Annotated in this window: 9 protein-coding genes; 1 reads left to right on the top strand and 8 read right to left on the bottom strand. The window is 65.6% G+C overall.

Annotated features, from left to right (window positions below):
• Window positions 1-4 precede the first annotated feature (4 nt).
• The 8 genes from AC1DR6_RS13855 to AC1DR6_RS13820 all read right to left on the bottom strand — a co-directional run bounded on the left by AC1DR6_RS13855 (window position 5) and on the right by AC1DR6_RS13820 (window position 10,620).
• Window positions 5-1,219 carry a TIGR03862 family flavoprotein gene (locus AC1DR6_RS13855; protein ID WP_476829823.1) on the bottom strand — a complete coding sequence of 405 codons (1,215 nt, stop codon included), beginning with the start codon at window positions 1,217-1,219 and terminating at the stop codon, window positions 5-7.
• A gap of 68 nt (window positions 1,220-1,287) precedes the next feature.
• Window positions 1,288-3,015, bottom strand: a complete 1,728-nt coding sequence (locus AC1DR6_RS13850) for a Na/Pi cotransporter family protein (protein ID WP_476829822.1) — start codon at window positions 3,013-3,015, stop codon at window positions 1,288-1,290.
• Window positions 3,016-3,260: 245 nt separating this feature from the next.
• Complete coding sequence (locus tag AC1DR6_RS13845; RefSeq protein WP_476829821.1) at window positions 3,261-4,328, bottom strand: ABC transporter ATP-binding protein; 1,068 nt, start codon at window positions 4,326-4,328, stop codon at window positions 3,261-3,263.
• Window positions 4,325-6,541 carry an ABC transporter permease gene (locus AC1DR6_RS13840; RefSeq protein WP_476829820.1) on the bottom strand — a complete coding sequence of 739 codons (2,217 nt, stop codon included), beginning with the start codon at window positions 6,539-6,541 and terminating at the stop codon, window positions 4,325-4,327. Before AC1DR6_RS13840 ends, AC1DR6_RS13845 begins: the two co-directional genes overlap by 4 nt.
• Window positions 6,542-6,769: 228 nt before the next feature.
• Window positions 6,770-7,807, bottom strand: coding sequence for an ABC transporter substrate-binding protein (locus AC1DR6_RS13835; RefSeq protein WP_476829819.1), 1,038 nt, complete (start codon window positions 7,805-7,807; stop codon window positions 6,770-6,772).
• Window positions 7,808-7,895: 88 nt separating this feature from the next.
• The gene (locus AC1DR6_RS13830; protein ID WP_476829818.1) at window positions 7,896-8,678 is read right to left on the bottom strand and encodes an inositol monophosphatase family protein; all 783 of its coding nucleotides are present in this window, start codon (window positions 8,676-8,678) and stop codon (window positions 7,896-7,898) included.
• Window positions 8,678-9,676, bottom strand: coding sequence for an inositol 2-dehydrogenase (iolG, locus tag AC1DR6_RS13825; protein WP_476829817.1), 999 nt, complete (start codon window positions 9,674-9,676; stop codon window positions 8,678-8,680). Before iolG ends, AC1DR6_RS13830 begins: the two co-directional genes overlap by 1 nt.
• Window positions 9,677-9,819: 143 nt before the next feature.
• The gene (locus AC1DR6_RS13820; protein WP_476829816.1) at window positions 9,820-10,620 is read right to left on the bottom strand and encodes an SDR family oxidoreductase; all 801 of its coding nucleotides are present in this window, start codon (window positions 10,618-10,620) and stop codon (window positions 9,820-9,822) included.
• A gap of 572 nt (window positions 10,621-11,192) precedes the next feature.
• Between AC1DR6_RS13820 and AC1DR6_RS13815 the strand changes: the two genes are divergently transcribed.
• Window positions 11,193-12,980, top strand: a complete 1,788-nt coding sequence (locus AC1DR6_RS13815; RefSeq protein ID WP_476829815.1) for a peptide ABC transporter substrate-binding protein — start codon at window positions 11,193-11,195, stop codon at window positions 12,978-12,980.
• Window positions 12,981-12,988: the final 8 nt, after the last annotated feature.

Here is a 12,988-nt window from a genome sequence, read left to right as displayed (position 1 = left end):
TGGTTCAGCCCCTCGTCTCACCCAGCCAGGATTCGATGCCGGCGGCAGCGGCGATGCCGGTCGCGAAGCAGCCTTGCAGCAAGTAGCCGCCGGTCGGCGCCTCCCAATCCAGCATTTCGCCGGCCGCGAAAACACCCGGCAGGCGCCTCAGCATGAAGTGCTCATCGAGCGCCTCGCGCGCGATGCCGCCGGCCGTCGAGATGGCGCGCGCGATCGGCATCGGGGCATCGAGACGCAGCGGCACGGTCTTGATGCGCTGCGCCAGGCGCTCCGGCTCGTCCGGAAGCGGACCATTTTCCCGCAGCAATGCGATGGCGGCCGGTGAGAGGCCTGCCGCCTTGCGCAAATGGTTGCTCAGCGTCTCGCCCTTGCGGCGCTTCCCGAGCCGCACCACCAGTGCTTCGGCTGTCAGGTCGGGGCGCAGATCGATCTGGATGGTGGCGGAGCCTTCGCGCGCGATCGCCTCCCGGATCGGGGCGGAGAGCGTATAGACCGCGCCGCCCTCGATTCCAGCAGCGTCGATCATCGCCTCGCCAAGCACGTGTTCGCCACTGATACGGATCGCGATGCGCTTCAGGGGCTGGCCCGCGAAACGCTCCCGCATCACCGGCGTCCAGGCGGTGGCGAAGCCGCCATTGGCCGGGCGCAGGGGCGTTACCGCAACACCGCGCGCCTCCAGCAATGGCCCCCAGCCGCCATCGGAGCCGAGGCGCGGCCAGCTCGCGCCGCCCAGCGCCAGCAGCGTGGCGTCGGGCTGCAGCGTTTCCGTCTCACCGGAGGGGCGTCGGAAGGTCAGCGCTCCATCGTCGTCCCAGCCCGTCCAGAGGTGGCTCGTTTCCAGCGTAACGCCAAGTTGCGCGAGCCGACGCAGCCAGGCGCGCAGCAGCGGCGAGGCTTTCATCGCGCGGGGAAAGACGCGGCCGCTGGACCCAATGAAGGTCTCGGCGCCCAACGCGTCGGCCCAGTCGCGCACGGCCTGAGGCGGAAAGGCGCGGATCACGGGAGTAAGCCAGTCCTGCGCCTCGCGGTAGCGGCTGAGACAAGCGTCGAGCGGCTCGGAATGGGTCAGGTTGAGCCCGCCGCGTCCAGCCAGCAGGAATTTGCGGGCGGGCGAGGCCATGCGGTCATATATCGTGACGCGGTGGCCTGCCCCGGCAAGCCGCTCGGCCGCGATGAGCCCGGCGGGTCCGGCGCCGATGATGACGATGGTCTTTGCCACGATAATCCGTGTCCGCGTGCGCTTCGAGAGCCCGCGTCCTAGCGGATGGGCTGCTGCTGATCCAGCCCTCAGCCGCCGCCATGCGGCGCGGGAACGAGCACGGACGGTGTCTCGCGCTCCCGCGCCGTCGCCTTGTTTTCGCGCAGGCGGCTTTCGCGCAATTCGTTGGCGGTCTCGAGGATCGGGTAGGCGATCGAGACGATATGGCCGTGGATGCGCTTGAGGTCGCGGATGATGTCGAGATGGATCGCGCTGGTCTCGATCGACTCGGGCCGCCCCGAGCGCAGGCGCTGGAAATGGCTGTCGGCGGCGTGACGCTCGGCCTCCCGCATCGTCGCCTTGTCGGCGAAGAGCTGGCGGGCGAGATCGAGGTCGCGCGTGGCGAAGACGTTCAGCGCCAGCGCCAGCGCGGAGGCGACGCGATGGTGGAAATCGCGGATCTCGGCCAGACCTTCCGGCGAGAAACTATAGCGCTTGCGGATCTTCTTTTCGGCCAGCTCGCGCAGGTTCTTGTCGATGATATCGCCGATATGCTCGAGATTGGTGATCAGCGTGATGATCTCGAACAGGCGCCGGCTCTCCTCCTCGGTCAACTCGTTGCGCGAAACCTTAACCAGATAGAGCTTGATCGATTCGTGGATGGTGTCAACGCCGTCATCGGCCTGCGCGATGGCGCGCGAGAGCTTGAGCTCGTTCTTTTCGAGCAGGGTCATGGTGTCGCGCAGCATGCTCTCGACCCGGTCGCCGAGGCGCAGCGCCTCGCGCATGGCGCAGGCGAGCGCCTGCGTCGGCGCATCAAGCGCGCTGGCGTCGAGATAACGTGGCGCGACGACCTGCACCTTGTCCTCGCGGTCGGGCATGAAGCGCTCGACCAGCGCTGCGATCGGCTTGACGAAAGGCAGGAAGACCAGCGCGCCGACGACGTTCAGCAGGACGTGGAACTCGATCGCGAGGCGTCCGTCCGGCGAGGGCAGCGCCAGCAGGCCCTGCGAGAGCGGCCCGACGAAGGGCAGCACGGCGAGCGCCAGCAGCAGACGCGTCGCCAGATTGGCAACGGCCGCGCGTCGCTGGGCGGCCGGCGAGCCGAGCTGGTCGAGGACCGGGATCAGCGCATTGCCGAGATTGGCGCCGATGACGAGCGTCAGCGCGGTCGCCGGCGGGAACAGGCCCGAGGCTGCAAAGGTGGCGACGAGCAGGATGACCGCGATCGAGGAATGCACCATCCAGGTCGCGGCGACCGCGACGAGGATGCCGAGCAGCGGCTCGCTGCCGAGCGCGCCCAGCACGACCCGGAAGGTCGGAGACTGCGCGAGCGGGGCGGCGGCGGTGTTGAGCTCGATCAGCGCCAGCAGGATCAGGCCGATACCGACCAGCACGCGGCCGATATTGCGCGGCCGCTCCATCGCCTCGCTGGAGAGATACATCGCGACGCCGACCGCGACGCAAAGCCCCCAGATCCAGCCGAGATCGAGCGAGATGACGAAGGCAGCCAAAGCCGTGCCGAGATTGGCGCCGAGCAGCACTGCCAGCGCCATTGCCGGCACGATCAGCGCCTGACCCGCGAAGGAGGAAACCAGCAGCGTGGTCGCGGTCGAACTCTGCAGCACCATCGTCACCGCGATGCCGCTGCCGAAGGCGGCGAAGCGATTGCGGGTGAAGCTTTGCAGCGCGGAACGGAGCTGGGACCCGAAGGCGCGCATCGCGCCGGTTCGCACCAGCCGAACCGCCCAGATCAGCAGCGCGACGCCGCCCATGAGGTGGATCAGGATGGTGGTGGCGCTCTCGCTCGCGTTCATGTCAGCTCTAGGTCTTTCTCCGGCTCAAAGTCGGGGTTCGTCGGCACAGGACAGGCGCAGAATGCCTCTTTTTCATTAGCCAACTCAACAGGAATACGCGCTGAAAGTGCTGATAATTAGGCAGCGCGCGATCCGTCATTGCGAGGAGCAAAGCGACGAAGCAATCCAGGAGGACTGGATTGAACTTGTCACCCCGTCCCTCTGGATTGCTTCGCTGCGCTCGCAATGACGAATGCGGCGTGGGTTCAGCCAGGCGGAATCAAGGTCACGCCCGTATCGGCGAAGGAAACCGAGATTTCCGTTCCTGGTTCCCACATCTGCCGGGCACCGTACTGAACGACGAAGAGCTCGCCGATCGCGGTCTCGACCATGATGTCGAGATGGTTGCCGAGATAGGCGCATTTGCCGATCCGCCCCGGCAGCTGGCCGGCGACGGCCCCGGCTGTCAGAAGCAAGGATTCCGGCCGGATCGCAACCTTGGCAGGGCCGGCGGCGAGCCCGCGGGCCGGCAGAGTGACGCTCGCTTGGCCGATCTCAACATGGGCGATGCCCTCCAGCACGCTCTTGACCGTGACATCGAGAATGTTCGCATCTCCGATGAAATCGGCGACGAAGGCGTTGGCGGGCGCCTCATATAAGTCGCGCGGCGCGCCCTGCTGGGCGATCCGGGAATTGGACATCACGATGATGCGGTCGGAGACGGCCAGCGCTTCCTCCTGATCATGCGTGACATAGGCGACGGTGAGGTTGAGCTTCTGCTGCAACTCGCGGATCTCCTCGCGCACGCGGCGGCGCAGCTTGGCGTCGAGGTTGGAGAGCGGCTCGTCGAAGAGCAGCACCTGCGGCTCCAGCACCAAGGCGCGGGCGACGGCGACGCGCTGCTGCTGTCCGCCGGAAAGCTCGGACGGGTAGCGGTTTTCGAAGCCCTTCAGGCCGACGAGCGCCAGCTTGTCCAGAGCCATCTCGCGGGATTTCTCCTTGCCGAGGCCCTTCACGGTGGGGCCATAGGCGGCGTTTTCCAGCACGCTCATATGCGGAAACAGCGCGTAGGACTGGAACACCATCGAGACGTCGCGGTCGGCGGCCGAGAGCTTGGTCACGTCCTGCCCGCCGATCAGGATCTGGCCCTCGCTGGCGATCTCGAGCCCCGCGATCATGCGCAAGGTCGTGGTCTTGCCGCAGCCGGAAGGGCCGAGCAGCGTGACGAGCTTGCCGGGCTCGATGGTGAAACTGACCTTGTCGACCGCCGTCACCGCGCCGTAGCGCATCGAGACATCGCGGAATTCGACGGAGGCGGGGCCGGTCTTGCTCAACTTGCAGCTCCTTGGCTGATCGGGTCGGAGACCGAGCTGGATAGCGGGATGACCTTGCGTCGGCCGAGCTTGCGCTCACCGACGAGGACCTGGATGAGCGCGATGCCGAACGCCATGACGACGATCAGCGCCGAGGAATAGGCGATGGCGAGCCCGAATTCGCCGGCCTCGACCCGGCCGACGATATAGGCGGTCGAGAGGTTGTATTCGGCCGAGACCAGGAAGATGACCGCGCTGACCGCCGTCATCGAGCGCACGAAGGAATAGACTAGCGCCGACACTACTGCAGGCTTGAGCAGCGGCAGCACGACGCGTGTCAACGTGGTGAAGCTGCGGGCGCGCAGCGTGGTCGAGGCTTCGTCCAGGCTCTTGTCGATCTGCGACAGGCCGGCGATGCCGGAGCGCACACCGACCGGCATGTTGCGGAAGACAAAGGCGATGATCAGGATCAACCCCGTTCCGGTGATCTCGATCGGCGGGACGTTGAAGGCGAGGATATAGGCGACACCGAGCACCGTTCCGGGGATCGCGAAGGAGAGCATCGTCGCGAATTCCAGCGCGGCGCGGCCATGGAAACGCTGGCGCGTCAGCAGATAGGCGGTCAGCAGGCCGATCAGCGCGGTCAGCGGGGCCGAGATCGCCGCCACCTTCACGGTGGTGAAGAAGGACGACCAGGCCGAACCCTCGAAGAAGATGCCGTTGCTGAAATCGATCGCGAAACCGGTCCGGTAATGCTCCAGCGTCGGGGTGAAATCGCGGCCCATATTGCGGACGAAGCCGCCGACCAGGATGACGATGTAGATCACCACGGTCAGCAGGACCCATGGCACGATCGCAGCCGTCGCCAGCCAGGAAACGCGGCGCGGCAACGGGGTCGGCAGGCCGGAATCGCCCTTGCCGGTGACGGTCGTATAGGAGCGGTTTCCAAGCCAGCGCTGCTGGACCCAAAAGGCGCTGAGGGTGAAGGCGAGCAAGATGATGGCGAGCACCGCCGCCTGGCCCTGATTGTAGGAGGCCCCGACCACGGCGAAGAAGATCTTGGTCGAGAGCACCTCGAAATTGCCGCCCAGCACCAATGGATTGCCGAAATCGGCCATGCTTTCGACGAAGCCGAGCAGGAACGCGTTGGCGATGCCCGGTCGCATCAGCGGCCAGGTCACGGTGCGGAAGGTCTGCCAGCGCTTGGCGCCCAGCGTCTGCGAGGCCTCCTCGAGGCTCGGCGAAATGCCCTGCACTACGCCGATCAGGACGAGGAAGGCGATCGGCGCGAAAGCCAGCACCTGCGCCAGCAACACGCCGGGCAGGCCATAGAGCCAGCGCGAGCGGGGGATGCCGAACCAGTCGTAAAGCAGTGTCGACGCCGCGCCAGCCCGGCCGAAGAGCAGGATCAGCGCCAGCCCGATGACGAAGGGCGGCGTGATGATCGGCAGCACGGTCAGCGCCCGCATCACCTTCTTGCCGGGCATGCCGGTGCGCAGGATCAGCAACGCGCAGGCCAGACCTAGAAGCGTGGTGATCACACCGCAAAGCACGGCCAGCACCAGCGTGTTCCAGGCGACACCGCAATTGGTGCCGCGATTGATGCAGCCCAGGCCCCAGATCGTCGTATCGAGGAAGCGCGCGAAGAAGGCGCCCGGCGCAAAGGTGCCGTCGGGCTCGATCAGCGCGCTTTTCAGGATGATCCAGACCGGGAAGAAGATGAACAGGCCGATCAGCATGACGACGATGCCGATCGAGGAGGTCGTGAAGAGATCGCCGCGACAGACGCCGCGATAGGCCAGTCCGTGGCAGAGCAGGAGCAGCAACGACAGCAGCGTCAGGAAGGCGCCGCCGCCCATGCCGCGCTGAACCGCGCCGGCGCCGCCGAGCAGGGCGGCAATAGCGGGCATGCCCTGGTCCTTCAGGACGATCGCAAAGGCCTGGGCGAAGAACAGCAGCATGCCGAGCGCGCCGGCCGCGATCAGGACGGTCGCGGTGCGGCGACGATCCTTGCTGCCGACGACGAGCGTCGCGGCGACCAAAGCGAGGCCCGGCGGCAGCAGCCAGGGCGCCTGCCCGGAGAGCGCCAGCGCGAGCGCGCTGCCGGCCTTACCGAGCGGATAGCCGGCGAGCCAGCCGAAATCGGTCAGCCCCATCCCCTCGACGAGGTACCAGGGCATCAACGCATAGCCGATCCAGCCGATCAGCAGCGCTAGCCTTGTCGCCGGTGCCATGTGGTTTCCTTGCCCCTGATGCGGCCGGACCGGTTGGCCGGTTCTGAGCGCCGCAAAGACGTTCTTGGTGCTTCGCGCCGTCATCCCGGACGGAGCGAAGCGGAGATCCGGGATCCATGCCTGAACTTCAATCGGGGGCGTTCCGGCATGGATCCCGGGTCAAGCCCGGGATGACCGCGGTGGTTCAAACGCGAACTCGTCACCGTCACTGGGAGATGCAGTGCAGCCTTACTTGGGCAGCGCCTTCACTTCCTTGTCCCACTTCGCGAGCAGGCGGTTGCGCTCGGCCGAGGAGCCGTATTTGACGAAATCGTAGTTGATGAGCTTCATCTCGCTCATCTTCGGCGCCTGAGCCGGGATCGGCGCGTTCTTGTTCGAGGGCACCTGATAGGATTTCGCGGGGGCGGCGAGCGCCTGGGCGGCCGGGGTCAGGGCCCAGTCGTAGAATTTCTTGGCGTTGTCGAGATTGCGCGCGCCCTTGACGATCGACATCGAGCCGATCTCGTAGCCCGTGCCCTCGCAGGGCGCGACCGGCTTGATTGGGTCGCCCTGCACCGCGAAGACCACCGCGTCATGGATGAAGACGATGCCGACGGCGGTTTCGCCGAGGCTCGCCGCCTTGGCGGGAGCGGCGCCCGATTTGGTATACTGGCTGACGTTCTTGTGCAGGGCCTTGAGGTAATCGAAGCCCTTCTCCTCGCCCATCAGCTGCACGACGGTGGCGAGCAGGTTGTAGGCGGTGCCGGAGGAATTCGGATCGGCGACCTGGATGTCGTCCTTGAGCTTGACGTTCAGGAGATCGGCCCAGCATTTCGGCTCGGGCATGCCCTTCTGCTTGATCAGCTCGGGGTTGTAGCCGAAGCCGAGCGCGCCGGCATAAATGCCGATGGTGCGCTTGTTGGYGGCCTTCCACTGGCTCAGCGACCAGTCGTTGAGGTCCTTGTTCAGCGGCGATTCATATTCGACGGTCAGCCCTTCCTCGGCCGCCTGCAGATGCGGATCGCCGGTGCCGCCCCACCAGATGTCGCCGCGCGGGTTCGCGGATTCCGCCTTGAGCTGGGCATAGATCTCGCCGGCCGATTTGCGGGTCATCGCGACCTTGATGCCGGTCTCCTTCTCGAAGGCCGTCGACATCGCGCGGCACCATTCCTCCTGCACGCCGCAATACATCACGAGCGCGCCTTGAGCCTGCGCCGGGCTTGCGGAAAGCGCTGCGCCCGCCGCTGCGGCGAGGAGCCCCGCCTTGAGCCATGATCTGATCTGCATCGCGACCTCCCTGGTGCTGTCCGGACTTTGCCGGTTATCGTGAAATTGCGACGACTTCGCCGCCGAAAGCAACAAAATACACTGCCGGCTAAGCGATACCGGTGATTTCACCGAGCTGCGGGGCCAGTCCGGGTGTGCAGCACAGGATCGGATTGCCCTTGGCGATCCCCTCGCCGGCGAAAAAGTCGTTGATATGGGCGCCAGCCTCGCCGGCGATGACGATGCCGGCCGCGACGTCCCAGGCGTTGATATGCAGCTCGGCATAGGCGTCGCTGCTGCCACTGGCGACATGGCAGAGGCCGAGCGTGCCCGAGCCGCCGCGCTTGACCGCCGCGCCTGCCTTGTAGCCGCGCTCGATGACCTCGACATAGCGGGCCGCCGGGATGCGGGTCGACCAGCCCAGCTCGACCGAGGCGCGCGCCATGTCCGTTCCGCCGGAGACCTTGATGGGATCGCCGTTCAGGGTGGCGCCTTCGCCTCGACGCGCGGCATAGACCTCGCCCAGAGCCGGTGCGGCGACGACGCCGATTTCTGGCCTGCGGTCGGCGAGGAAGCCGATCGAGATGCACCAGTTGCGGTCGCCATGGGCGAAGTTGGCCGTGCCGTCGATCGGATCGAGAATCCAGACGGCGTCGGAGGCAGACCCGCCGCCCTCCTCGCCAATGACGGAATCGTTCGGGAAGAGCGTGGAGAGGCGCTGCCGCAGGAAATCCTCGACCTTGCCATCGGCGACGGTCAGCCAGTCCTGCGCGCCCTTCATGGTGGTGCCCAGCGTCTCGCGGCGGGTGAAATAGCCCAGCGCCAGATGGCTCGCCTCGGTCGCAAGTCCAAGCGCCGCGTAGTAGCGCAGATCACGTTCCGCCGGGCTCATCACTTCATCTCCAGATCGACGCGGACGGGCTGTCCCGTCTTGGCGGATTGGGTCGCGGCATCGGCCAGGATCTGCGCCTTGAGACCGTCATGGCCGGTCGGCGAAGGCGCGGCTTTGCCATTGCAGGCGGCCAGGAAAGCGTCGAGCTCGGCGCGGTAGGCTGCCGCATAGCGTTCGAGGAAGAAATTCTGCACGGGGTCGGCGCGGAAGCCTTCGCCCGTCGCGATCTCGACTGTCGTCTCGTGGATGTTGCCGGCGCGCAGCATGGCCTTCGAGCCGTGGACCTCGATGCGCTGGTCGTAGCCATAGGTGGCGCGGCGGGAATTGCTGATCTGCGCGATGCGGCCGGACGCCGTCTTCATGATGACGGCGGCGGTATCGACATCGCCGGCCTCGCCGATCGCCTTGTCCACCAGCGCGGAACCCACCGCGAAAACCTCGACCGGCTCCTCCGCCAACAAGAAGCGGGCCATGTCGAAATCATGGATCATCATGTCGCGGAACAGTCCGCCCGAGCGCGCCACATACGCGACCGGCGGCGGCGAGGGATCGCGCGAGATCACCGTAACGATCTCGATCTCGCCGGCCTCGCCCGCCCGCAGGCGTTTTTCAAGCGCCGCGAAATTCGGGTCAAAGCGGCGGTTGAAGCCGATCATCAGCGGCTTGCCGGATTGTTCGACGATGGCGAGGCAGCGGCGGATGCGGGCGGCGTCGAGATCGACCGGCTTCTCGCAGAACACCGCCTTGCCGGCCGAGACCGCCTGCTCGATCAGATCGGCATGGGTGTCGGTCGGGGTGCAGATCAGCACGGCGTCGATCGATGGGTCGGCCAGGATGGCCTCAGCGCTCGCGACTTTTGCGCCGGACGCAGCCGCCAGCGAAGCAGCGGCCTCCGGCATCGCGTCGGCGACCGCGACGAGTTCGGCATCGCCGCGCGCCGCGACGTTCAAGCCATGGATGCGCCCGATACGGCCGGCGCCTAGCAATCCGATCTTCATAGCTTCATCAGTCCTATTCATCGTGGCCGCGTCATATCCGTCATTGCGAGCGTAGCGAAGCAATCCAGCGTCGTAGAACTCCACGTCCCCCTGGGTCGCTTCGCTACGCTCGCAATGACGCATCCGTCGATTGGCGAGACAGATCAATCACGCGCGCCGAGAATGTTCTGGTCGAAATCGATGTTGCTGCCGGTCATCAGGCCGGACTCGCCAGAGGCAAGGTAGGCGACGGCCTTGGCGACCTCGTAAGGATCGAGCAGGCGGCCGAAGGGCTGGCTCGCCGCGGCCCCCTCCAGCCAGCCATCCTGCGCGCCATGGCGCAGCTTCATGATCGCGTCCTCGCCCGGCGTCGCCATCCAGCCGATGTTCAGGCCGTTGACGCGGATGCGGTGTTTCAGCAGCCCATAGGCGGCGTTCTTGGTCAGGATGGCGAGCGCGCCCTTCGAGACGCTGTAGGCGGCGAGGAAGGGCTGGCCGCCATGGCCCGACATCGACTGGATGTTGACGATGGCGCCCTCGATGCCCTGTCGCTGCATCAGCTCCGCCGCGTCCTGAATCAGAAAGAAGGGCGCACGCAGATTGACCGCCATGATGCGCTCATAGAGTTCCGGCGTCGTCTCGGTGATGCTGCCGCGATCGGTGTCGCCGGCGGCGTTGACGAGAATGTCGAGCCGGCCGAACGCCGCCTCGGTGGCCGGAACGATGCTGCGCACCGTTTCCAGATCGGCGAGGTCGGCGACGTGGAAGCGTGCTTCGCAGCCACTGGCACGCAGACGCTCAGCGACGGCATCGCCGCGCTTGCGGTCGCGGCCGGTCAACAGGATGGCGCGCACGCTGCGCCCGGCGAATTCCTGCGCGATCGCCTCGCCGAGGCCCTGGCTGGCCCCGGTGACGATGGCGACCTTGCCCGTCAGATCGCGATTGAAGGATACGCCTTGCGGCACCCGTCATTCCTCCCGGAACATTTTGGCAGGATTATTTTAATATCCCGCTTCTTGGAATAAACATTCCATTCCCGGCTGATGTCGTCAAGGGTGAAATGATGGCAGCGCCGCAGCAGCCTCGGACGCGGTCGCCTCTTGCACATTGATGGCGCTCTGCCCGCTTCGCAACCAGATCGAGCGCAAGCGCCTTCCATTCCAGTACTCCATGCCTGCTCAGCCCGCAGGCGCCCGGGATTCGGCCTGATCGATAGGCATCCGCCCATCGCATGGCTTCGCTTGAGGGCCGGCGCGGGTCGCTCCGGGCCGCTGCGAGCCGAGCGTCACCCAGAGCCGGGCGGCAGGTCGTCGCACCACCGGATTCCGCGGCGATCCCGATGCCGACGCCCGTGATGAAGCCGTTCTCGGGCTCAACCGGGCCGTGCGGCGCAGAGGCCGCGCCTCAGGCCCGGTCCGTACCGCGCTGCACAGTTGACGCTTTTGTTGGCACATGCCTTGCTGAGCCGGTCAACGATATAACGGCGCCAAAGCGCCGGGGAACTGTTTGCGGCCTGACGTTAGTGGAGGTTTTCTCTATGAAAGACACCGAAATCCGCGGCCTGATCGCGGATGTGAAGGGCGGAGCGCTGTCGCGACGATCCTTCATCAAGAGGATGGCAGCTGTCGGGATTGCGGCCCCGATCGCCAGCCAAATCCTCGCCTGGAACGACGTCGCGATGGCGGATGCGACACTGGAATACAAGCCGACCAAGGCTGGCGGCGGCGGCCCGCTCAAGATCCTGCTCTGGCAAGCCCCGACGCTGCTCAACCCGCATTTCGCTGCCGGCACCAAGGACCAGATCGCGTCGCGCATCTTCTACGAGCCGCTTGCCGGCTGGGACAAGGAAGGCAACCTGATCCCGCAGCTTGCCGCGGAAATTCCCAGCAAGACCAATGGCGGCCTCTCGGCCGATGGCATGAGCGTCACCTGGAAGCTGAAGCCCGGCGTGAAGTGGCATGACGGCAAGCCCTTCACCGCCGACGACGTGGTCTTCACCTGGGAATACGCCAAGGACCCCGGCACCGCTGCCTACACCACCGGCTCCTACACCAACATCAAGGTCGAGAAGGTCGACGACCTGACGGTCAAGGTAAGCTTCCAGCAGCCGACGCCGTTCTGGGCCGATCCCTTCGTCGGCTATGTCGGCTGCATCCTGCCGAAGCACCGTTTGAGCGAGTATATCGGCGCCAAGTCGCGCGATGCGCCGGACAACCTCAAGCCCGTCGGCACCGGGCCCTACAAGTTCACCGACTTCAAGCCGGGCGACATCCTGACCGGCGAGCGCAATCCGGACTACCACATCAAGAACCAGCCCTTCTTCGACTCGATCGAGGCCAAGGGCGGCGGCGATGCCGTTTCCGCGGCGCGCGCCGTGCTGCAGACCGGCGAATACGATTACGCCTGGAACCTGCAGGTCGAGGACGAGATCCTCAAGCGCATGGAGACGGGCGGCCGCGGCAAGATCAGCGCGGTGCCGGCCGGCGACATCGAGTTCATCATCCTCAACACCACCGATCCGAATATCGAAGTCGATGGAGAGCGCTCGAGCGTCAAGACCAAGCACCCGACGCTGTCCGACCCCAAGGTGCGCGAGGCGATGAACCTGCTGATCGACCGCGAGTCGGTTCAGAAGTTCATCTATGGCCGCGGCGGCACCGCCACGGCGAGCTTCGTCAACGAACCCAAGCAGTTCAAATCGACCAAGCTCAAATACGAGTTCAATATCGACAAGGCGAACAAGATCCTCGACGACGCCGGCTGGAAGAAGGGCTCCGACGGCATTCGCGAAAAGGACGGGAAGAAGCTCAAATACGTCTTCCAGACCTCGATCAACGCGCCCCGCCAGAAGACGCAAGCCATCATCAAGCAGGCCTGTCAGAAGGCCGGCATCGAGCTGGAGCTCAAATCCGTCACCGCCTCGGTGTACTTTTCCTCCGACGTCGGCAATCCGGACACCTACATCAAGCTCTACTGCGACATGGAGATGTACACCACGACGCAGCCGCAGCCCGATCCGGAAGTCTTCCTGAAGCAGTGTCTCTCTTCCGAGATCGCGTCGAAGGAGAACAAGTGGCTCGGCCGCAACGTCTCCCGCTATTCCGATCCGGAGGCAGACAAGGCCTACAAGGCGGCGCAGAGCGAACTCGACCCGGTCAAGCGGGCGGCCTATCTGATCAAGGTCAACGAGATCTTCTGCGAAGCCAACGTCTTCCTGCCGCTGCTGTCGCGCACGCGCGTCGTCGGTGTGGCCAACAATATCATGCACGACCATTCGGGTTGGGACGTCGACACCTGGAACGTCTCCGCCTGGTATCGGACCTGACGCAGCCT

It is taken from the genome of Allobosea sp. P5_A5, assembly GCF_056400625.1.
The sequence above is the reverse complement of the archived record's forward strand: the minus strand, read 5'-3'. Positions and strand labels throughout refer to the sequence as shown.

Excerpts from the sequence above, each read along its gene's own strand:
- AC1DR6_RS13830 (WP_476829818.1), bottom strand. The coding sequence starts at position 8,678 with ATGAGCCCGGCGGAACGTGATCTGCGCTACTACGCGGCGCTTGGACTT.
- iolG (WP_476829817.1), bottom strand. The coding sequence starts at position 9,676 with ATGAAGATCGGATTGCTAGGCGCCGGCCGTATCGGGCGCATCCATGGC.
- AC1DR6_RS13850 (WP_476829822.1), bottom strand. The coding sequence starts at position 3,015 with ATGAACGCGAGCGAGAGCGCCACCACCATCCTGATCCACCTCATGGGC.
- AC1DR6_RS13840 (WP_476829820.1), bottom strand. The coding sequence starts at position 6,541 with ATGGCACCGGCGACAAGGCTAGCGCTGCTGATCGGCTGGATCGGCTAT.
- AC1DR6_RS13815 (WP_476829815.1), top strand. The coding sequence starts at position 11,193 with ATGAAAGACACCGAAATCCGCGGCCTGATCGCGGATGTGAAGGGCGGA.